General features: G+C 48.5%; 22 protein-coding genes. 5 read left to right on the forward strand and 17 right to left on the reverse strand.

Annotated features, from left to right (window positions below):
* Nucleotides 1–32 precede the first annotated feature (32 nt).
* Nucleotides 33–941, reverse strand: a complete 909-nt coding sequence (locus tag HNR77_RS25295; RefSeq protein ID WP_184190270.1) for an adenosylcobinamide amidohydrolase — start codon at nucleotides 939–941, stop codon at nucleotides 33–35.
* Nucleotides 938–2,128: a threonine-phosphate decarboxylase CobD gene (cobD, locus tag HNR77_RS25300; protein ID WP_184190272.1), complete on the reverse strand. Its 1,191-nt coding sequence runs from the start codon at nucleotides 2,126–2,128 to the stop codon at nucleotides 938–940. The genes HNR77_RS25295 and cobD overlap by 4 nt, the downstream gene beginning before the upstream one ends.
* Before the next feature lie 263 nt (nucleotides 2,129–2,391).
* Here cobD and lplA point away from each other — a divergent pair, with 263 nt between their 5' ends.
* Both lplA and HNR77_RS25310 read left to right on the forward strand, forming a co-directional pair.
* Nucleotides 2,392–3,396 (forward strand): lipoate--protein ligase, encoded by a 1,005-nt coding sequence (gene lplA / locus HNR77_RS25305; RefSeq protein WP_184190274.1) that lies wholly within the window; start codon nucleotides 2,392–2,394, stop codon nucleotides 3,394–3,396.
* Between the two features lie 252 nt (nucleotides 3,397–3,648).
* Nucleotides 3,649–4,452, forward strand: a complete 804-nt coding sequence (locus tag HNR77_RS25310; protein ID WP_184190276.1) for a Cof-type HAD-IIB family hydrolase — start codon at nucleotides 3,649–3,651, stop codon at nucleotides 4,450–4,452.
* A 249-nt stretch (nucleotides 4,453–4,701) separates the two neighbouring features.
* On the opposite strand, the gene HNR77_RS25315 is transcribed toward HNR77_RS25310, so the two are convergent.
* Nucleotides 4,702–6,231: an FAD-dependent oxidoreductase gene (locus HNR77_RS25315; protein ID WP_184190278.1), complete on the reverse strand. Its 1,530-nt coding sequence runs from the start codon at nucleotides 6,229–6,231 to the stop codon at nucleotides 4,702–4,704.
* Between the two features lie 173 nt (nucleotides 6,232–6,404).
* Between HNR77_RS25315 and HNR77_RS25320 the strand changes: the two genes are divergently transcribed.
* Entirely contained in the window at nucleotides 6,405–6,974 is a 570-nt protein-coding gene (locus HNR77_RS25320) for a TetR/AcrR family transcriptional regulator (protein ID WP_184190280.1), read from the forward strand.
* Nucleotides 6,975–7,051: 77 nt separating this feature from the next.
* Here HNR77_RS25320 and HNR77_RS25325 read toward each other — a convergent pair whose 3' ends face one another.
* The gene (locus tag HNR77_RS25325; RefSeq protein ID WP_184190282.1) at nucleotides 7,052–7,987 is read right to left on the reverse strand and encodes a DMT family transporter; all 936 of its coding nucleotides are present in this window, start codon (nucleotides 7,985–7,987) and stop codon (nucleotides 7,052–7,054) included.
* 136 nt (nucleotides 7,988–8,123) lie between these two features.
* Here HNR77_RS25325 and HNR77_RS25330 point away from each other — a divergent pair, with 136 nt between their 5' ends.
* Nucleotides 8,124–9,530 (forward strand): aminotransferase-like domain-containing protein, encoded by a 1,407-nt coding sequence (locus HNR77_RS25330; RefSeq protein WP_184190335.1) that lies wholly within the window; start codon nucleotides 8,124–8,126, stop codon nucleotides 9,528–9,530.
* Nucleotides 9,531–10,245: 715 nt separating this feature from the next.
* Here HNR77_RS25330 and HNR77_RS25335 read toward each other — a convergent pair.
* The 11 genes from HNR77_RS25335 to cysT form a co-directional block, all read right to left on the reverse strand.
* Nucleotides 10,246–10,872, reverse strand: a complete 627-nt coding sequence (locus tag HNR77_RS25335) for an ABC-2 transporter permease (protein ID WP_184190284.1) — start codon at nucleotides 10,870–10,872, stop codon at nucleotides 10,246–10,248.
* A complete protein-coding gene (locus tag HNR77_RS25340) occupies nucleotides 10,865–11,731 on the reverse strand; it encodes an ABC transporter ATP-binding protein (protein ID WP_184190286.1) in 867 nt (288 codons plus the stop codon). Before HNR77_RS25340 ends, HNR77_RS25335 begins: the two co-directional genes overlap by 8 nt.
* 5 nt (nucleotides 11,732–11,736) lie before the next feature.
* Nucleotides 11,737–12,111: a GntR family transcriptional regulator gene (locus HNR77_RS25345; protein ID WP_184190288.1), complete on the reverse strand. Its 375-nt coding sequence runs from the start codon at nucleotides 12,109–12,111 to the stop codon at nucleotides 11,737–11,739.
* Nucleotides 12,112–12,317: 206 nt separating this feature from the next.
* Nucleotides 12,318–12,905: an ATP-dependent Clp endopeptidase proteolytic subunit ClpP gene (gene clpP / locus HNR77_RS25350; protein WP_184190290.1), complete on the reverse strand. Its 588-nt coding sequence runs from the start codon at nucleotides 12,903–12,905 to the stop codon at nucleotides 12,318–12,320.
* Between the two features lie 22 nt (nucleotides 12,906–12,927).
* A complete protein-coding gene (locus HNR77_RS25355; protein WP_260410883.1) occupies nucleotides 12,928–13,929 on the reverse strand; it encodes an RNA polymerase sigma factor in 1,002 nt (333 codons plus the stop codon).
* A gap of 319 nt (nucleotides 13,930–14,248) precedes the next feature.
* Nucleotides 14,249–15,061, reverse strand: a complete 813-nt coding sequence (locus tag HNR77_RS25360; RefSeq protein ID WP_184190292.1) for an MBL fold metallo-hydrolase — start codon at nucleotides 15,059–15,061, stop codon at nucleotides 14,249–14,251.
* Between the two features lie 224 nt (nucleotides 15,062–15,285).
* Complete coding sequence (locus HNR77_RS25365) at nucleotides 15,286–15,732, reverse strand: hypothetical protein (RefSeq protein WP_145403374.1); 447 nt, start codon at nucleotides 15,730–15,732, stop codon at nucleotides 15,286–15,288.
* Between the two features lie 189 nt (nucleotides 15,733–15,921).
* Nucleotides 15,922–17,013, reverse strand: coding sequence for a sulfate ABC transporter substrate-binding protein (locus tag HNR77_RS25370; protein WP_260410885.1), 1,092 nt, complete (start codon nucleotides 17,011–17,013; stop codon nucleotides 15,922–15,924).
* A gap of 27 nt (nucleotides 17,014–17,040) precedes the next feature.
* Nucleotides 17,041–18,105, reverse strand: a complete 1,065-nt coding sequence (locus HNR77_RS25375) for a sulfate/molybdate ABC transporter ATP-binding protein (RefSeq protein WP_184190294.1) — start codon at nucleotides 18,103–18,105, stop codon at nucleotides 17,041–17,043.
* A gap of 1 nt (nucleotide 18,106) precedes the next feature.
* The gene (locus HNR77_RS25380) at nucleotides 18,107–18,904 is read right to left on the reverse strand and encodes a sulfate ABC transporter permease subunit (protein WP_184190296.1); all 798 of its coding nucleotides are present in this window, start codon (nucleotides 18,902–18,904) and stop codon (nucleotides 18,107–18,109) included.
* The gene (gene cysT, locus HNR77_RS25385) at nucleotides 18,901–19,716 is read right to left on the reverse strand and encodes a sulfate ABC transporter permease subunit CysT (protein WP_184190298.1); all 816 of its coding nucleotides are present in this window, start codon (nucleotides 19,714–19,716) and stop codon (nucleotides 18,901–18,903) included. Before cysT ends, HNR77_RS25380 begins: the two co-directional genes overlap by 4 nt.
* Nucleotides 19,717–19,972: 256 nt before the next feature.
* On the opposite strand from cysT, the gene HNR77_RS25390 reads away from it, so the two are divergent.
* Nucleotides 19,973–20,374 (forward strand): secondary thiamine-phosphate synthase enzyme YjbQ, encoded by a 402-nt coding sequence (locus tag HNR77_RS25390; RefSeq protein WP_184190299.1) that lies wholly within the window; start codon nucleotides 19,973–19,975, stop codon nucleotides 20,372–20,374.
* 170 nt (nucleotides 20,375–20,544) lie between these two features.
* Here HNR77_RS25390 and HNR77_RS25395 read toward each other — a convergent pair whose 3' ends face one another.
* Nucleotides 20,545–21,147 (reverse strand): TetR/AcrR family transcriptional regulator, encoded by a 603-nt coding sequence (locus HNR77_RS25395; RefSeq protein ID WP_184190300.1) that lies wholly within the window; start codon nucleotides 21,145–21,147, stop codon nucleotides 20,545–20,547.
* 5 nt (nucleotides 21,148–21,152) lie between these two features.
* A complete protein-coding gene (locus HNR77_RS25400) occupies nucleotides 21,153–21,785 on the reverse strand; it encodes a YigZ family protein (RefSeq protein ID WP_145403378.1) in 633 nt (210 codons plus the stop codon).
* Nucleotides 21,786–21,825 lie beyond the last annotated feature (40 nt).

Genomic DNA, 21,825 nt, shown 5'->3' on the forward strand with positions numbered 1-21,825 from the left:
CCCAGAACGATGATGCCCATAGGTGTCCAACATCAAATGTCATTGTCGCCCTGTCCTCTCCTCTCTTTCCAATGCAGTCCAGCCTGCAGGCTTTCCGTCACCGTGTCATATACCAGTCTGCCAATCGCCGCACCCAGAGCCGTAGCTGTACCGGCGTACGTATGCAGCGGCTGGCTCTCATGCTTGGTCCGGCGCACTGCGAGCACAATAGCATCGGTCGTTGTGCCTGTGGCAGTCTGTCCGTTCTCCGAATCCTTGATGCCTGCATCGGCAAGTGCCGCTGCCTTGGCCTCGACCGCTGTCTGAATGGCGTTAACCATCGCACCCGGGGTCATCTGCCCATTCAACCAGAGCATGATATTAATCGTACCCGGGACATATGAAGATGTGTTTGATGTATTGGATGAAAATGTGTTTGATGTATCAGAGATATCCGTCCCACTGTGCCGATCGTAATCTGCCGAAACATCTTCCGTCTCTCGCAGCGTCGAGGCATTCGCTTGATGTTTTTCTCCATAAGCATCAAAAACAGTTCTCTCCGAACCAGCGCGTGCTGCATTCGATACCCCTGCGGTGGTACAGCACAACAACCCGAAAGCATCACATGTATACTCCTGAATCGAGGTATGCTCCAGCCTGACCGCTGTTAACAATCCGGCACACATCTCCGTTCGTTCCTGCCATTCGAGCAGCGCCTGCTCGATGTCACGGGGCGGATCATCACAACGGTAGTGCTTGTCCACATAGATGTTAAAGACACGGTCCAGTTCGAACATACCTCCACCGTACACCGCACTTGATAATGCCTGTGCAGGCTGTGAACTGAGCGCCCTGATATGCCGTTTATGTGCAGATAGGAGCAGACCTGGCCAGGAAGAGGACACATAGGTATTCTCGTCTTTTTTTCCATGTGCAAAATAGTTATAAAACGGGAGTGTCACAGCGGCTCCCCTCCCTTTATTTTTTCGGAATGCTGCGTATATTCCTGCTGACTCTCCTGATCTGCAACTGCCAGATCCTGGTCCTGATGCTCGCTTCGTTCAAGCACACTCCCCAGCACCTCAAGCAATCTGTCATTGGCCTGGGCATCTTTTACCGCGAAGCGGACATGCCCTGCACGGAGGCCTGGATACATGGCGCAGCTGCGAATCAGAACGCCACGCCGCCCCAGTGCCTCCTGCATCGAAGCTGCCGTCCAGAACTGCGGAACATGTACCAGCAGGAAATTGGCCTCTCCCGGTGTTACACTGCATCCATACCTCTCCAGCGCTGCAACCAGCCGTACACGCTCCTGCGCAATCAACGTGATCGTCTGCTGTTCATAATGTTCGCCGCTGCGCAGACAGGCTTCACCTGCAACGAGCGCCAGCCCGTTTACGCTCCAGGTGACCTGTTTCCGTGTCATCGCCTGGATATATTTCGGGTTGCCTATGGCATATCCGAGCCGCAGACCAGGGATGGCGTAGAACTTGGTCATGGAGCGAATGATGATGACATTCGGATACGTATTTATATCTGAAGCAAGAGACTGACGCTCTGCTGCCGAAATAAAATCAATAAAAGCCTCGTCAATGACAAGCACGGTATCACTCTCTTCAGCTGAGCGTGCGAGCCTGTGAAGCACCTCCAGCGGATACTGCACACCGTTTGGATTGTTAGGCTGTCCGAGGAAAAGCAGGTCCACCTTTTCCATCAGCCGTTCAATATCTTCGGGCCTCGCACGCCAGTTCAGCTCTTCCCGCCCCATCGCATGTGTAACCTCCGCACCGAATTGCCTTGCCAAAGCACGGTACTCCGAAAAGCCCGGCTCTACAGTTCCCACTCTGCGCGGAGCAAGTCCAAGCAGGATCAGCGCCATACTTTCGGCCGCACCGTTGCCCACAGAGATTTGTTCCTGTGTTACTCCCAGCCGTTCACTCAGCAAGGCTTTGAATCCACGATGCCCTGGATCGGGATAACGAAGCACAAAATGCAGCCCCTGCTGCAAAGCCTCCAGCACTTCCCTCGGCGGTCCTAACGGATTAATATTGGCGCTGTAATCCAGAAAATCTGTGGCATTTCCTCCAAAACGTGAAGCAGCGGTCTCCACATCTCCGCCATGTCCGAACACTTCAATATAACCGGTCATTCATCCGTCATCCTCTCTGCATGTTGTTTTTATTATGGAGGGCATGGGAGGTACGGGTCAATCCTGTATTGTTTTCATTTTATGATTGGGGCCAAAGCCAGAAGTTGTAAACAAAGAGGTTACGTGTTTTCTTTGTGTCCTAACCGCAATTCGTTTACAATAGAAGAGGAATTTCAGGAGCTTCGGTTTTCTGATTCATTTGTACAAGCTTCACTACATAGGGGGCTTACACGCCTCTCATATACATTAATGGAGGAATGACCATGCTGTTTGTAGATAATCAGGGTATTACAGATCCTTCTGTAAACCTCGCGATTGAGGAGTACATATTGAAGCATCTGCCGATGGAGGATGACAGCTATCTGTTGTTTTACATCAACCGTCCGTCGATCATTATCGGTAAACACCAGAACACGATTGAAGAGATTAATATCGAGTACGTTCAGGATAACGGAGTGCAGGTGGTACGTCGCCTTTCCGGGGGCGGGGCGGTGTATCACGATCTGGGCAACCTGAACTTCAGTTTTATCACTGCGGATGACGGTCAGTCCTTCCACAACTTCCGCAAGTTCACCCAGCCTGTCGTTGAAGCCCTGCATGAGCTTGGCGTGAATGCCGAGTTGACCGGGCGCAATGATCTGCAAGTCGGTGAAAAGAAAATTTCCGGCAACGCGCAATTCGCCACTCGCGGACGTATGTTCAGTCATGGCACGCTGATGTTTGATCTGAATCTGGAGCATGTTCAGGCATCCCTGAACGTCAATCCCGAGAAATTCAAATCCAAGAGCACCAAATCGGTACGCAGCCGCGTAGCCAACATTCGTGATCTGATTGACACCAATCTGACGATTGAAGAGTTCCGTGATGAGCTGCTGCGTCACATTTTCCGCATGGAGCCGCAGGACGTTCCTCAGTATAAGCTGACCGAGAAAGACTGGGACAAAATCAAGGAAATCTCGGCCGAGCGTTATAACAACTGGGACTGGAACTACGGTCTGTCACCGGAAAGCAATGTAAAACACACTCGCAAATTCCCTGTTGGCATTATTGATCTGCGTATGAACATCAAGGATGGCCGCATCGAGGATATCAAAATCTTCGGAGACTTCTTTGGTGTTGGCGATGTAGCGGATATCGAGGATATGCTGCGCGGGAAGCGTTATGAAGAAACCGAAGTGCGTTCAGCACTGGATGGCTTGGATGTGAAACATTACTTCGGCAACCTGGAGCTGGAAGACTTCATCGGTCTTATTTTCCTGGAGGAGTAACAGAAATAAACAAGCAATTTAGATGGATATAGATTGTTTGAACGAAATAGGATCACAGCAACGGAGAGGACAGAAAAAACCTGAAAAAGCGAAGCGTTCACCTTTATCACCGGATTTTCTCCTTATAAATAAAGAGTTCAAAAAAATCCGGGGATAACAGTGATTGGAAGGTTATTCTGTCATCGTAGTTTTTGTGTGAGCCTATTTCGTTCAATGAAATAGAGCCAGATAAAAAAGGAGAGAAACGCACACATGACTTACAAACTCATCGCGATTGACATCGACGACACCCTGATTAACGACAACAAGGAAGTTACACCCGCTACGCAAACTGCACTGGAACAAGCGGTAGCCCACGGTGTCGTGGTAACTCTCGCTACTGGACGCGCGTATGCTTCTGCACAGGCACTTGCTCGCCAAACCAAGCTGAACGTGCCGATTATTACGTATCAAGGCGCTTTGGTGAAAAACCTGCTGGATGAAAAAGTGCTGTATGAGCGCTATGTGCCGCAGGAGGCTTCCCGCAAGCTGTTTGACTACTGCCTGGAGAAAAACCTGCACCTGCAGACGTACATCGACGACAATCTTTATGCCCGTGAGGAAAATCAAAAGCTGCTTGATTATGCCAAATTAAACGGCACGCAATATTACATCGAGTCTGATTTCATTAAAGTGATCGAGCAGCCAACACCAAAACTGCTCATCATTGATGAGCCGGACTATCTGGATCAAGTGGCTGTCGAGCTTCGTGAGCTGCTCGGACCCGAGGTACACATTACGAAGTCCAAACCGTATTTCCTCGAAATCATGCATAAAGAAGGCACGAAGGGCCACGCGCTGACGTTCCTGGCCGAGCATTTCGGTCATCAGCTCAGCGAGTGCATCGCTATTGGCGACTCGTGGAACGATCACGAGATGCTGGAAGTGGCCGGTCTTGGTGTAGCGATGGGCAATGCCATCCCTGCCCTGAAAGAGCTGGCCGATTACATTACTGCAAGCAACAACGAAGACGGTGTTAAAGAGGTTATCGAGAAGTTTGTACTGAATGCAGAGTAAATAAGGCGTAAAAAAAACAGTCTGGGACACAAAAATTCATGGTCCCAGACTGTTTTTTTTATTTCTTATGTTTTGAGAGCAATGCGGCCGTGATGAAGGATAATTGAAGAGAAATTGTGATGGCTATAGATACAATAACACGATCTGTATCTGGAACTGGAGCCAAGTACAACAAGAGAAAACATACAATTAAAGAAATAATAACGCTGGCTATAAAATTGAATAAATTCTTTTTCATTCTTCCTCCCCTTACTTGCTCATAGCAAGCCTTAAAGAATCCATCATTTTCTGGATACGACCATCAGGCTCCAACTGAAATGACGGAATAATCTCATCTATTCTTTGCTGGAAAAGCTCTGGATCTTCTATATCAAGTTCCGCTCTTAACTCCAGTTCTTCCTTGGAGCCATTGTCGTTCAAAATCAGATTCAGGATGTTTCCTTTAAAAAATTCGCTTGGAGGAAGAATTAAAGCATTCATCAGAAAGTGCATAAAAAAGAGGCGATTATTGTTTTCCTGGCTCGACTTTTTCATTGCCTGCTTCACAAACAAATTGATATATTTCTGAGCAAAGGGTACCCCCTTTAGTTGGGACGGCCCAACATGCTCAACACCTTGCCAACGCAGGTCTGCCACCGAGCTGAGCCACCAGGCCGGTTCGATCTCCTGCTGCATACGAAGCAGCACTTGGCGCTCAAACTGCGGCTCGGGATGCACTCGCTGTGCCTCTAGACATTTCCCTATCGTTTCGGCTTCAATGGCGGCAACCGTCATGCCTTGGCCATGGATTGGATCAAAGCTGCAGAATGCATCGCCAAGCACGAGTAATCCCGAAGGCCAATGCTCCATCAGTTCAAAATGTTGACGGACAGACTCGGAAATACGGTATCCCCGCGGTCCTTGAAACGGCTCCAACTGGTCTACCAATGCTGCGATTTCATGTGAAGCAAACAGCTGCTTGATTTGCTTTTGAAACTCATCCGGATCGGTGGAAGGATATTCATTGCCTCCTGCGTTGAAAAGCAATACTCCCGCAATATCATTTTCAATTCGCCAGAACATGCCCGCACGAACTCCTTGCTCCGGGTCTGATTCTGTAATGACCGTTCCCCATTCATTTTGAATAGAGGACGGTATGTTGTAATAACGGGTGCTATAACCAAGGGATACCTTCAGCACCTCCGGTTCGGGCACAGGTATTCCTATCTCATCAAGCCACCTGATCAATTTGGAGGAGCGCCCGGAGGCATCAATCACCATATCCGCTGCAAGCATTTCTATCCGATGATCCCGGCCCCGTTCTTTAGTATATACACCTGTAATGGAATGGCGATCTTCCGACATCATTAACCCGGTAACTTCTGTACTCGTTAAAAAGCTTACATGATCGATGCTCTGCACGCGCTGACGCAGTACCCATTCAAGCAGGGCTCTGCTGCACGATGCAATGTTGAAGGAAGAAGCAGCCGCATTCGCCTTGTTGACTAATGTTCCGTAACGATTGGCTATCACAAACTTTTCGTTCTGTGAAGGAATCGCACCCAGTGCAATCAATTCATCATTGTATCCGGGAAAGTAATGTTCCAGAATGAGTCCGCCGCGCGGCAATACCCGATGTGGATGAAAGGATTGAGGCACACCCTGACGATTTGACGGTTCAGCAGGCAATTCATCTCGCTCGATAATGCATACCTCTTCATAATAATCAGATAACATTCTTGCCGTGATTAACCCCGCAATTCCTGCGCCAATCACTACAGCTTTTTTCATATCAGGCATCGTAACTCCATCCTTTCATCGTAACTCCATCCTTTTCTATGAGGGTTATTTTCTACAGTTGTAGATCAATCAAAAATATACTTATAATACCAATATATAACTAAAATTTCTTTTTTGGTAAGGAACAAAGTGAGAAAAGTATATAGATAAACTACAATAAGGAAATGATGTAGATGAAAACGGTTGGTAAGAAGGTCGATTTAAGAGTTACCCGAACTCATAAATTGTTAACGATGGCACTGGTGGATCTGTTATCCGAGCACGGCCAACGATTCAGTAACATTACAGTGAATGAAATATGTGAGCAAGCCATGGTTCATCGCACAACGTTTTACAAGCATTTTGAAGATAAATTTGCGCTGTTGTCCTCCATCCTCACTTGGTGTCTTCGGGATTATTTGCAAATGGATGTAGAAAAGCGTCTACAGCAGCCACTGCAAAGTCTGTCTGGAATTATGCTCGGAAACGTGCTTACAACGATCGTTCAGAATCAAAAGGAGGATGAGGTATTTAACGTTTTTTTCAGAAATTATATCAGAGAACTCTTCAAGCAAGATTTTCTGGAATTAAAGCGAAGGGGGAAGCAATTTGCACTTCCAGTAGAACTTGTAGCGGAATTTCACTCAGGGGTCATCAGTTTACTTGTGACGTGGTGGTTACTTCATTTTGAAGAAGAAATTACAGCTGAACAAATGGATGAATATTACTACCAGTTGGTTAACGAGAACATCAGGTTAAAATAACAAACAGCCCAATCCAAAATCATGAGTTGATTTCGAGATTGAGCCTGTGGATTTCATTACCTTTATGACTTGATATTCTATTTTAAAACAGATTCAGGAGCTTGGCCCACCCCTGTCACCGTTTTTTTCTTCAACCAGCCGCTCACCTTCTCGTTCATGGCCAGCAGGCCAGAAATGACCAGCACGACGCCAATCCATGTTACCCAGCTGACATGCTCCCCGTAGACAATGGCTCCAAGTCCGACTGCTATTGGTGGAGAAATATACAACCAGGTTGCCGGGAACAGCGGATTGGTACGCGACATAATCCAGTAAAACAGACTGTGCCCAACCATCGAACCGATGACCGTCAGATAGATCACGGAAGATAAGGCAGGCAGAACGTCCAGTGTCGACATATTCCAGGTTTCCGTCAGCGCCGACAGAATGAATAATAACACGCCACCATACATCATCTGCACCGCATTGATGGCAACAGGGCTCATCTCACTGAATTGGTGAATGACTTTTTTGGAGTACAGCGTACCTGCCGAATAACAGACTTCCCCTACCAGCACTGCGATACATCCCCACAAAAATAGTGATCCGGCGCCAAGCGATACTCCCGGCAGCACAACCAGCACAACACCCGTAAAACCGATTAAACAACCGGCAAGCATACGGGCAGATGTTTTTTGCCGCAACAATGCTGTCTGCATTAACATAATCATCAGCGGCCCTGTAGCCGATAAAATCGCACCCACACCCGAGCTGACATGCTGTTCAGCCCAATACAACGTGGCAAAGGTACCAAAGGTTAAACCCGCCCCCGTAATCAGCATTTCTTTGCGGAACAGAAGAGACAGGTTTACTTTGCCTTTCATCCACATCCATGTAAACATCAAAGCTCCTGCGATCACAAATCGCAGCCCTGCTGACAGAAACGGCGGCATTCCTGCCTCCACTCCAATTTTAATCGCCAGAAATGTTGTTCCGAAAACGAGACACATAATCGTAAATGCAATGCCCACCATGTTTAACCACTCCTTTTTCTGTTCTCCATCATAACTCATCGTCTACAGAACAGAATAAACAAAACAGAACAGTTACCTCCCATTAGCTGTTACAATAAAGCTTAAAAGGAGCGTGGATCGGGTGGGCGAAACAATCATGAGGACAGATAACAGCATGAAACGGTACAAGCAGGTCATTCATTATCTCATGGTGCGAATCGAAGCAGGTGAATGGACGGAACAAGAGAAACTTCCTTCGGTGAGAAGCCTGTCCGAGCTGCTTGGCGTACATCGGCTCACGGTGTTTAAGGCGTATCAAGAGCTGAAACAACGCGGGATCGTATATGTCAAAGACAAGTCCGGTTATTATATCAGTCCTGCCAAACCACTAGCGGATGCAGAACAGGCGGATGATCCGTCCGTGTCTGCCTGGCTTCATTGGGACACGCTCGACCGGGTTCAATCCCTCGAGGCTGAATATCAGTTTTCCAAATCATTGATTGATCCTGCCCTGCTGCCCAACCGATATTGGGGCGAATTAATGCGTGACCTGCTGGACCAGTATCCGCGTCTGCTCGGCACGTATTCAACCATTCAGGGCGATCTGGAGCTGCGCAGCAGTCTCGCTAATCATCTGACGAGCAAGGAACGTTTCTACCTCTCTTCTGACGAAGTGCTGATTACATCCGGTGCACAGCAGGCGATCGATGTCATCTCCCGTGCGCTGGTCAAACCCGGAGACCGGGTATTGATCGAACGGCCAACGTACGGCCCCGCCATGGAGATTTTCCGCAAGCAGGGGGCACGACTTGTCTTCACCGATATCCACCCGGAAGGCTACGATCTGGAACAGATCGAGCATCTGATGAAAACGGAGAAGCCTCGGCTCTTCTATATGACACCGACCTTTCAAAACCCAACAGGGATCAGCATTTCGGTGGAGCAGCGCAAACAGCTGCCAGAACTGGCTGAGCAATACGGCTGCTTCCTGGTGGAGGATGACAGCACCTATGATATTTATTTTAAAGAGAAGCCCCCGGCCCCTATCTTTACTTACGATACTTCCGGGCATACGCTGTACATTCGCAGCTATAGCAAATACGTTGTGCCCGGTTTGCGGATTGCAGCTATCATGTGCCGTTCACATCTCATGCCAGGACTACAGGCGATCAAAGCTTTAACGGATAACGGGTCACCACTGCTGAATCAGAAGCTGTTTCTGCGTTACTTTCAATCCGAACGTATGCATCAGCATCTGTCCAAGCTGCGAACCGCCATTCAGCTGCGAATGGAGGTCATGGAGCAATGTCTGAAGGAGACCGACTGGACATGGACTCGTCCTGAAGGCGGCCTCAACATTTGGGCCGAGCTACCGGAAGGAATCGATACAGGCAGGCTGCTGCATCGAAGCATGGAGCAATCGGTTGCTTTTGTGCCTGGAACAGTATTTGATCCTTCGCATTCTTCTGGCAGCCGCAAGCTGCGTCTCTCCTTCTCCTATGCCCGTGAGCAGCAGATTCGGGAAGGCATGCACAGACTGATCACCTTGGCAGCGAAAAATTAAGTTATGCATCCATCAACGGGAGAGATACTGGTTACTGGAGCACAGAAAGATCGTGAGGAAGAGAGCATGAGAGCATGAGCACGAACTTGACTCGAAGGCTAAACGCGTCACGCATGCTGTAGGAATACCAGAGAACCCGCTGCACACGGAAGCTCCGAGAGTTACCAAAGGCTTGAGTGGATAGCGAAACATTGCAGCGCTGCCAAAGGCTCGGATCGTAACCGAAGAGCATGTTTGGAGAAACAAATAAGATTCGGACCTTATATATATGCCTATCGTCAAGTTGGCTGCGATGCCTTTAAGCACACCAACGCTAGCGCTAATGCTAACGATTCCCAGCAACCTTATTTAAGCGTTTTTTACGAACTAAAAACTGTAACGATTCCCAGTAACGCTATTTCAACTAAAACGTGAGATTTACGCCTGTTTTTCATCAAAAATACGATGATAACGTTTCCTGGAATCGTTACATTTTCAAATCCACTGAAATCCAGCAAATAGCGTCTTCTGGGATCGTTAGCGAAATAGACCACCTGTCGTCTGAGTTGATAAACGTATACTATACCCGTCCATCATTCTTTGGAGTGGGTAGGTATTCAAATAAAACGAATTACCAGGCAGCATGCTTCGGGACTTTCTGGAAAGCTATTAGGGCCAGTTTCTGGTTTTATATTAAATGCAATAGAAGAAAAATATATTTACATCGTTCACGCACTTACAGATCTTTTCTCTCAAACAGACGAATCGTAATGATATACGAAATGAGAAACAGCGCTATAATGGCCACGGAAACTGCGGAGATAACCGGCGCTGTACTCAACCCTTTATCACCAGCCACATAGAGAAGATACGCAGCAGGCTGGGCCAAAATAATCAGGCAGATCATAAATATAGTATTGATGATAGCCGCCCCCTTTTTGCTAAGAGCATAGAAAAGCGGCATGTAGATCGACACCAGCACAAGTACTATGCCCATTGAGATAGCAATATCCAGTATCGAATAATGGGGTTTGTTCAACTCGGGATAATTCAGTTTAACCAGCTTGTGAATTCCATAAGAGGTTAACACTCCAAACAGTGCATACAGAATGGCGGACAGGTACTTGGCTTTCACGATCTGTTTGCGGCTGACTGGAAGAGTCACCAGAAAGTTATGGTTATTGTTTTTGATATCAATCATCGTGGCCAGCATAATCGAGCCAAAAGCGGTGTAAATGCCCACAAAATACATAGACATTTCACTGCCTGGAATAAAGGCGAAGCTGAACACCACCAAATACAGCGCAATCGTCCACAAGGAGCTTTTCAGAACGATAAAGTCTTTGCGAAGCAGATTAAGCATGCTGACGTCCCCCTTTTGCGGTGAAATAAATGAGATCTTCCAAGGCGGGCCTATGTAGCAGCGCCTCATTGCCAAACAGATGCTGTGCTTCCGCTTTGTTATCTGACAACGCTTCGAAACCAACACTTGTTTCTCGTATGCCAATAAAATGTCGCCGGGTATCGGCATCCAGCAGCTCTATGTCCCCTTTGACAATGGTGTAGCGTTCAAGCACATCGTCTTTGGCTTCATTGAAAATTAACTTACCTTGGTTAACAAACGCGATATAATCCGCAATGCGCTCCAGATCTGTCGTAATATGTGTCGAGAAAATGATCGTTTTGGTCTCGTCCTGAATGATGCCAGCCAGCAGATCAAGCAGCTCCCTCCGAAAAACGGGATCAAGACCCGATGTCGGTTCATCCATGACGAGAAGATCGGCATCATGTGACAGAGCTACCGCAAGTGAAAATTTAATCTTCATGCCTTTGGATAAATCCTGAATTTTCTTTTTCGGAGACAGTTCGAACTGCTCCAGGTAACGGTTGAATAAAGCATGATCCCAGCAGCTGTAAAAGGGAGCAATCATACGGGCCATCTCCCGGATTGTCAGATGTTCGTAATAAAAGCATTCATCGGATACAATTCCCAAGCGCTGCTTGACAGCCACATCTTGTTCTGGCATTTCACTGCCCAACGTCCGCAAAGTTCCTTGATCGGGATGAATTAACCCTGTAATCATTTTGATCAGGGTGCTTTTGCCAGCTCCGTTTGGGCCGATGAGTCCTGTGATATAACCTTCCTTTACATCCATGGATATGTTGTGCACCTTAAATAATGGGTAAGCTTTTGTCACATTCCGCAATTCTATAGCGTTCATCGTGTTTATTCCTCCTCTAACAGCAAAGTAAGATGATGAATCAAATCCTGCGAACTCATGCCCAGTTCCTTGCTTTCCTGAATAACCTCAAGCATCTTGCTTTCCAATTGTTTCATACGTCTCTCTCGAATAAAATCCTGATTCGCTCCGGACACAAAGCTCCCCTTACCAACTACGGAATCAATCAGCTGCTCCTTCTCCAGCTCTTCATATACACGTTTTGTTGTGATCACACTAACTTGCAAATCCTTGGCAAGCTGCCGAATGGAGGGCAGACTGTCCCCTGCTGCGAGCTCTCCGTTCAGAATGCTCTGCCGGATTTGGGATAAAATCTGGATATAGATAGGATCGCTGGATGCGTTGGATATCCGAATATTCATGCGCTTTCACCTCATTACTTTTCCATCTTACGAACAAACCAGGCATAGTGTATATATATAATATATACACTATGCCTGGTTTAAGTCAACCTTACAATTTCAACACGCTACACAAAAACAAAAAGGGACGACAGCTTCCTGTCATCCCTGTACTTATCTCACAATCACATCGAACTTATACTTACACTTAAACGTACCCTTGCCATTTAAGCGCCGGCACCTGTAACCACCTTATCCACCAGACCATAGTCCACCGCTTCCGCTGCCGTGAGGAAATAATCCCGATCGGAGTCTTTCTCAATGCGCTCCAGCGGCTGGCCTGTATGGTCTGCCAGCAGCTGATTCAGCCGCTGGCGGTGCTGAATAATGCGATTCGCATGAATGAGCATATCCGATGCCTGCCCACGCGTGCCACCATGCGGCTGATGAATCATGATCTCACTGTTAGGCAGCGCCATGCGTTTTCCTTTCGTGCCGCCCACGAGCAAAATTGTGCCGAAGCTGGCCGCCATGCCTGTGCAGATCGTTGAAATGTCCGGCTTCACAAACTGCATCGTATCATAGATCGAGAACCCCGCTGTCACCGAGCCCCCCGGGCTGTTAATGTACATCTGGATATCCTTATCCCGGTCCTCTGCAGTCAAAAACAGCAGCTGGGCCACGATGGCATTGGCCATCTGATCCTCAATCTCTCCCGACACCATAATGATGCGGTCTTTCAGCAAACGTGAATAAATATCGTAACTCCGCTCACCGCGAGCGGTCTGCTCCACTACATAAGGTACTACGTTCATATGCCAGGTCGCCTCCTTATCATTAGGCAGCCAGGATAACGGTATACCCGCCTTGGTGAGACATCGAATTCATACCCGAAGCAGCATACTCGTTGTACATCATCACTGGCTGCATGGATGGAGACGGCAAAGCGCTCTGCAGGATCGTACCCGCCACAGCCATCGGATCATGCATCCGATTCAGGCACAGGTCAATCAGAAGAGCTGTATCCCCCCGGCGAAAAGCCATCAGATAGCTTCGAAGCTGCTCCTGTTCTGCATCAGCAGTCCCTTCCTTCGAATTCATTTCAAATATGGCATCCGTTCCGGCCTCTCCCAGCTTCTGTTTCACCTTGCTCAAGGCTGTGCGGGCACGATTCAGGGCCGCCTTCACAGCTCCCTCGGTGGTACTCAGCATGCTCGCAGTCTCTGCCGCCGTATATCCCATCATTTCACGCAATATATAAATCGCCCGCTGCCATGGTGAAAGCTCTTGAATCAGAAGCCGCACCGCCGACTCCAGCTCTTCCCATGGCTCTTCCTCCACATACGCTGACATCACCGGTTTCAGACCATCCAATATGGATCGCTGCTTCTCCTGCTTGCGGATTCCATCAATCCACGTATTCCGTGCGATTCGAATCAGATAAGCCTCCCAATTGAACGCTTCTGTTCGATTCACGGCGTGAGCAGCCGCAGCAGACGATAACGCCTTGAGACAGGTTTCCTGTACCAGATCCTCTGCTTCGTTCATGGATTTGGTCAGTGAAAAGCAATACGCATACAATGCTCCCATCAGGTCAGGCAATACATCATGTAGCGTTGAGTATGGTACGTTTTCCACCGCTGCATGCTTACTTCTGTCCATACCCTGTGTTTGCTTCGCTGCATTTACTTCTTTCGTTTCATTAACTACCGTGGTTCCGTATGCTGAACTGGCTCTATTACACCCATTCGTTTCATCGGTCCTGCAGTAACTACTCGAACTGCTCCATTTATACTGTTGTCTGTTGATTGGTTGATCTACGGACTTCACAAAGGCCATCTCGGGGGCCCCCCTTTGCTGGTTCCTGATTGATGCTATATAAGTTGAACTAAAAATTTCACACCGTCCACTCCAATGACAGAACAACCTTCCAATCGCTGTTATCCCCAGATTTTTTTGATTTCCTTTACTAAAGGGAAAAATCCAGTGATAAATGCGACCGCTACACTTTTCCAGGTTTTTTCTGTCCTCTCCGTTATTGTGTAAAAAATAGTTCAACTTATATAATTTAGATGTTTCACTATGTAAACGAAGAACCTCCTGTAAAGGATACGCTCTTCTTCATTTTATTTTTTCATATGTTAATTGTGCTCATTCCTTACTTCCCATTCCGATCCTGACCCAGCTTCACCGTCATTCCCGTCAGAGCTATCGTTATGCCTTGATCCAGCTTGTAATGCTGACGCACATCAACATCATGAGACATATGTGTAAAATACGTCTTCCCTGGCAGTAGCTCTCGCAAAAGCTCCTGTGCCTCCTGCATATCATAGACCGAACGCGTCGAAAATTCCGCCAGCTCGTGCACAAAACTTGTACCCAGCACCAGCAGGTCCAGTCCATGCAGCAGCGCCTTCTCATCTGGTTTCAAATCGATAGCATCCGAACAGTACGCCCACGCATACCCCTCGCGTTCAAGTCGGTAAGCATATGAGTACCCATTGTGCCCGTGGCATACCTTCCAGGAGCGAATGTTCCATCCACCCAGTTCAATTCCGTTATCAGTCTCCAGAAAATCCATATGACGAGCAAGCCACGGAAACTGCGCCTGAATGATGACAATCACCTCACGGGGAGCATACAGCTTGCCCTTCACACCTAGCCAGCGGCACGCATCCGCCCATTCCGGCAAACCGCCAATATGATCAAAATGCGCATGCGTAATCAGCAGCGTGTGCACCATACGTATCCCTTGATCCTCCATCTGGGAACGCCAGTCGGGTCCACAATCAATCATAACCATCCCGTCTTCATCTGCCTCCCCAACCTGACCGCCTCCGTGGATCAGAACCGATGAACGCTTGCGTCGATTCTCTCCTGTCTGCCGTGCCTCCGTACATACCTCGCAATCGCAATACACCCGTGGAACACCCATGGCATCGCCGGTGCCCAGAAAGGTGAGCTGATTCATTCCGCATTCCCCTCTCGCTCCCTGAAGCCCAATCAGCTCAGATGTTATCATTTTTGTTCAGCAATCCCTCGCACTTGATCTCAAACTTTCTATGTAAATTGTAATCTCCTATCTCTGCTTTTGCAAAAAAAGACTCTCCCGCTGCAGCTCCTCACCGCTCGCCGGGAAAGTCTATCTTCTGACCTGAGCACCCCATGGTCAAACGTCATGAAGAAGGCGTTCGCTTACACCAGCGCACGCAGCTTCAAGGTCAGCTCAAGGCCCGCAGGAATCTCCTTGGCATCGGTAATGACCCAGTTCCACGCCAGACGCTGCTTCAGCACCTCTGCCTGGGCAGCCGTCAACTGCAAACCGGTGATGATGCCCTCACCCACCGTGAAATCCTGATCTGCTTTCAGACGAAATGCCTTTTCCAGCCAGATGCCAAGTCCGCCGCGAGTATTAAACGTAATGCGATACCCGTTCAGAACTGCCTCCTCCAGCTTTTCCCCATGCTCGTCCGCGTAGTTAAAAAATTCATCATATCGATAATGCTCCTCGGACACAGCGTCAAATGCCGACACGTCCTTGGCCTGAATTGCCTTCAAAATATCTGCTTCCGGCATGCCCTTGCCCCGGGCCTGTTCCAGTCGAATCGCGGTACTTTGGGATAATTTGATCTCTGTACTCATTCCTGTCACGCCTTTCTGCAATTATCAATTATGCCATCATGTGCACTAGTATACTCCCTATTATAACCTTTTGGCAGAAAAAACCTCCATCCCGGCATGCGCGAAATGAAGGTTCACACTCCTAAATTAGCTGGAACTAAAGATTTTACACAGTCCACTCTGATGACAGAATAATTTGGAGAGTCGCTGTTACAACCCCGCCAGCACCTGATACCATACACCGCGTTTGGAATAGAGTGTGTTGCGCACCTCATCCCATCCGCCCAGATAGTTAATATCAAAGAGCCCTGCAGGTGTCGGAAACGAAGCTTTGGTCTGCGCGAATACATCCGGGTCTACCGAGCGGAAGCCATGCTTGGCAAAAATCCGCTGTGCTTCCGGCGTCCGCAGATAAGCGATAAAAGCCTCTGCCAGCTCCCGATTACCGTGTTTGTCTGCGTATTTATCCACCACTACTGCGGGATTTTCGATCAGAATGGTATTTTTCGGCACAACGATATCATACTTGACTCCCTTGGCAATTCGGGCAAGCAGTTCATTTTCGTACGTCACAATGACATCGCCCACGCCATATTCAAATGCTGCCATGGAGGATCGGCCGCTCTTGTCCAGGGATTCGACGTTCTGATGCACTTCTTCCAGAAATGCCTTGGCTGCGGCAGGATCCTTCTTGCCTTCCTGCTCTTCGGACAGCTTCAGCCCTGCACCATAGATCGCGTTAATATCCCACTGTGCACCACCGGAAGTTTTAGGATTGGGGTACAGCACCTTCACACCCGGCTTGGTCAGGTCCTGAAAATCCTGAATACCCTTGGGATTGCCTGCTCTGGTACCCAGAACAACGATTGAACGGGTAATCATGCCCGCGTTAGGGGTCTGCTTCCAATCGGCAGTGACCAGCTTGGCCTTCACCAGCTTATCAATATCACTTTCCATCGCAAGCAGGGCAACATCTGCCTCAAACCCGCCAACAATGGCTCTGGCCTGTGTTCCTGAAGCTTCATATGACTCCTGAAAGTTAATCGTCTCGCCTGTTTTTGCCTTCCATTCCTCCTGAAACTTCGGCAACAGCTCTCCCACGGCATCCTTCGCTACGCTATATGCACCGATGACCAGCGTATGGGATGAATCACCGCTTGAAACCGTGGCTTGCTCTGGCTGCGCCTGTTCCTGCTTGCTGCATCCGGCAGTCACACAGACAAGCACAAGCATCAGAATAACGTATAGAGGGATGAACTTCTTCTTGTTTTGGCTCGTCTGCATGGCTGCTCCTTCTTTCATTTCTGTTTTTCCTTAGAATAACTGGCTTTAGATCATGACCGGCATCGGATCTTCCTTGAGGCGATTCTCAACGACCCAGCTCTCCGAATCATTAAACAGATAAGCACGGTGCACAAGCACACGAATGGTCTGCCCGATTTCCAGCGTAGTTTTCTCCAGCGAGCGATACGTAATAAGCTTGTGGCCCTGCACCTCAACTTCCACCATCCACTCACTGCCGCGGAAATGAAGATGCTTGACGGTGCCTTTTTCCGTTGCCGACAGCATGGTGAATTCGTTCTTCAACCCGATCTCGATATACTCCGGTCGGATCAGCGCACGAGTGTTCCCGCCCTGTACTGCATGTTCGAAGCCCTTCAGCTGAGAAGCATCCTCTACCACCGTAGATTCGCCAATAAAGGTCGCTACAAAAGGTGTCTCTGGATTTTTATAAATATCCCAAGGTGTGCCTTTCTGCTCCAGCCTGCCCTGACTGATAATCATAATCTCGTCTGCGACTTCAATCGCTTCGTCCTGGTCATGCGTAACAAAGATAGACGTAATCCCTACACGCTCAATCAGCTCGCGCAGCCACGAACGCAGTTCCTGACGAATTTTCGCATCAATGGCGGCAAACGGTTCATCCAGCAGCAGCAGCTGCGGCTCTGGCGCCAGCGCTCTGGCAAAGGCTACACGCTGACGCTGTCCACCCGACAATTGATGTGGGTAACGCTGTTCAAACCCTTTCAGCCCGGTCAGCTCGACGAGTTCCATCACACGATCACGAATCTGGGCTTTGGGTGTTTTTTTCACCTTGAGACCAAACGCAATATTATCAAATACACTCATATGTTTGAACAGCGCATAGTTCTGAAATACAAATCCGATGCCCCGCTCCTGCGGCGGCAGATGATTCACCACTTTTCCATGGAAACGAATCTCTCCTGAGCCCGGACTTTCAAGCCCTGCGAGCATCCGCAGAATCGATGTCTTCCCGCCGCCGCTGGGGCCAAGCAGACCGATCAGATGACCTTTGGCAATATCGAACGAGACATCTTTTACCGCATGAAAATCACCGAAATGTTTGTTCAGATTACGAACTTCCACATGCATCTCAATGCACTTCCTTTCGCTTCTTGGCCCATTCCATCAGGAGCAACAGCCCTACGGAGAAGGTTACCAGCACCAATGCCACTCCATTTGCAGCCGACACATTGAAATTCTCTACATCCTGATACACCAGCGTTGTTGCCGTCTGTGTTTTGTTCATAATATTACCGGATACCACCAGTACAGCCCCGAATTCTCCCAGTGAGCGCGCTACCGTCAAAACCAGACCATAGACCACCGCCCAACGAATGGAAGGCCAGGTTACACTCCAGAACGTTCTCCAGCCATACGCTCCAAGTGTGGAAGCCGCCTCCTCCTGCTGTGAACCCAGTTCCTGCAAGACAGGCATCACCTCTCTTACCATCAGTGGAAACGTGACGAACAGCGTGGCAATCACCATACCCGGGAAGGCATACACCACATTAAATCCGATGCCCTCAAAAAATCCGCCCATAATGCTGTTTGGTCCAAGCAGCAGCACAATCATCAAACCGCCGATGACGGGTGATACCGCATATGGCAGGTCAACGATGCTGTTGAGCAGCCCTTTGACCCTGTCACTTAGCCAGCCCGCGCGAACCAGATAGATTGCCATCATGATACCAAACAGCGTGTTAAGCAGAGTCACCACCAGAACAACCAGTCCGGTCATCATCAATGCGTGCAGTGCCTCTGGACGCATAATCCCTTGGACAAAACCGCCCGTTCCGTCCTCAAATGCACCAATCAGAATTCGTCCGAGCGGAATAATCAGCAGCAGGGTAAATACCGCAAACGTCAGTCCGATTAAAAGTCTTCTCATCGTCTTCTCCCCCGCATCTGTACCAGATTAATCAGCCAGAGGATCAGGAAGGAGAGCGTCAGCAGCAGAACGGATACTGCGGCTGCCCCTGTCGGGTTATCACTTTCAATCTCACCATAGATGAAAACGGAAGCGGTCAGTGTTCTGCCCGGAATGTTGCCTGCTACGAGCACAACGGCCCCGAACTCAGCCAGTGCCCTTGAAAAAGCCAGCATGCCGCCGCTAATCATGCCCGGAGCCATGGACGGCAGAATGACCTGCATAAATGTACGTGCCTTGGAAGCCCCCATCGTATATGAAGCCTCTTCCTCGGAAGGATCAATCTCTTCCAGCAGTGGCTGCACTGCGCGAATGACAAAAGGAAACGTGACAAAGGTCATCGCAATAACGATGGCAGGCTGATGAAATACGATCTCGAAGCCGAGCGACTCAGCCAGCTTGCCAACAGCACTCACCGGCCCGAGCAGCAGCATGATCATTAGACCGCCTACAGCAGTTGGCAATGCAAATGGCAAATCAACGAGACTGTTAAGAAACGATCTGCCAACAAAGCGATACCTTGTCAGGACCCAAGCAATCATCGTGCCCAAAACCACATTCAACAGAGCAGCAATCACGGCCAGACGGATCGTTAACAGCACCGCCTTCCATGCAATCGGGTCCATAATGCTCTCGGCAAAATTGCTCCACCCTTCAGAGAAGGAATTGGCATACACCCCGATAATCGGAAGCACAATGAGCACGATAAAATATAACAATACGGTACTGCGAAATCCCCAAGTCCATCCCTTGTGACGAAGAACGGTGTTCATTTGCTGTGTTCCCTCCCAGCCTCCGGCTTTAGCTCCGGTCGGCAGTCTACCTGACTTGATACGACATTTTCCTAAGTTGGATAAGTTTACTTTATTATTATTCCCATTAGTCTACTTGGAATTTTGCTTATCTGATACTTTACCAGTTTGCAGTACTAATCGTCAATGCTTTTATTCGAACTATTTTGGTGGTTAAGTTACAAGCTCTCGCGTTAAAATTATGTAGAGTGAAACCTATTATAAGGAGCGATGAATGATGTTATTTACGCAAAGCATAACGACTTCAACACGCGATGAAATGAAGGATATCACACGAGAAGTGAAACAGGTCATTGAGCGCAGCGGCGTGCAAAACGGGACCGTGCTGATCTACTGTCCCCACACTACGGCAGGTATTGCCATTAATGAAAATGCAGACCCTGATGTGAAACACGATGTCCTGTTACGCCTGGATGAAGTATATCCTTGGGAGCATCCACAGTACCTTCACGCTGAAGGCAATACGGCTTCTCATCTGAAGTCCATAACCACCGGGCCTTCACAGACTGTTATTATTCATGAGGGCAGACTGCTGCTGGGACGTTGGCAAGGTATTTATTTCTGTGAGTTCGACGGACCGCGTCATCGGGAGTATTTCATTAAAATTATGGAAGGTTAGTCGAAACTCGAAAAATGAAAACATAAACAGGCGGTCCTCCCGATCTTTGGGATTGGAACCGCCTGTGTTCGTCTTCTGCGGATTGTAGCTTTCGCAAGATAACGTTATAAAGAATTAATGTTATGACAAATCACCGCCCTGAAGTGTAGGGACGCAAGCGAGAGCGCCAGTTATTGCACGCCAGGCTGCTGGCCCAAGTTACGGCACAATACTTTGACATGAGACAGCGCGGACGATTCAATCTCCACAAATGTCAAACGGTCTTGAATATAATACGAAATAAATCCGTGCAGAGCGAGAAACAATGTACGTGGTACATGCTGTATATCCTCTTCCGAACAGCCTTCTTCCTTCATGTACTGCCGAATGATCGACGCAAACAGTTCAAAGCAGCGCCCCTGCTCGGTGCGACAGTAAGACAACAGCTCCTCGTCCCGAATCATGAACATGATCTCATATTGATATGGATTCTCCAGACCAAACCGAATAAACTCCATCAAAATGTGCTCGACCTTGCTCACGCCGCCTGCAACCGGCCTGACCATGGCTTGCAGCAGCAGGTGCCCCAGATGGTTAAAATCCTCAACCACAATGGCATAAAACAGCTCTGCTTTTTCTTTAAAATGATAATACAGCGACCCATGACTATAGCCTAGATGCTGGCCGATGCTTCGCATCGAAATGGCGCGGTATCCTTTGGTAATAAAAAGATGCCTCGCCGCCTCCAGTATCCGCTCCCTCGACAACTCCTGTTCGACTGCTCTTCTAGCCATATATTTTATTCCCCTTCAATAAAATAAAGCCGCTGTCCCTCCGTGATCCGGGATTGCCCTTGCGTCAAATCCGTGATCCAGGCGATAAATGCCTCGGTTTCACTATCCGGCGGAAGACAAGTCAACGTAACCTTATCGGTGAAAGCAGTTTCACCTGTACGCACTTCCCGGCTTCTTAACTCATTTTCCACTTTCCCTAGCCACGTATAATCCAGCTCAACAAACACTTCACGATGCAGCACCTTCGTAATGACTTCTCCTGCTTCGATTGCTGCTACAGCTCCGTCCGTATAAGCACGGATCAGACCTCCAGCGCCAAGCATGATTCCCCCGAAGTAACGTGTGACCACAATCGCTACATTTTTTAATTGCTGATTCTTGATCACTTCAAGAATGGGTTTGCCTGCTGTACCACTCGGCTCCCCGTCATCAGACTGCTTCTGAATCTCATCCCGCTCGCCAAGCATGTAAGCAGAACAGTTATGTGTCGCATTCCAATGTTTTTTCTTGATATCATCAATAAAAGCAATCGCTTCCTCCTCGGTGGTGACTGGCATAATATGACCGATAAACCGCGATTTTTTGATCACAATCTCCAGCTGCCCAGATCCCCGAACCGTACGATAACGTTCCATCATTGCAATCCAACTTTCTGTGAAACTTCTGAACCTGACCTTC

The organism is Paenibacillus sp. JGP012 (assembly GCF_014203995.1).
In the GTDB taxonomy this organism is placed as follows: domain Bacteria; phylum Bacillota; class Bacilli; order Paenibacillales; family Paenibacillaceae; genus Paenibacillus; species Paenibacillus silvae.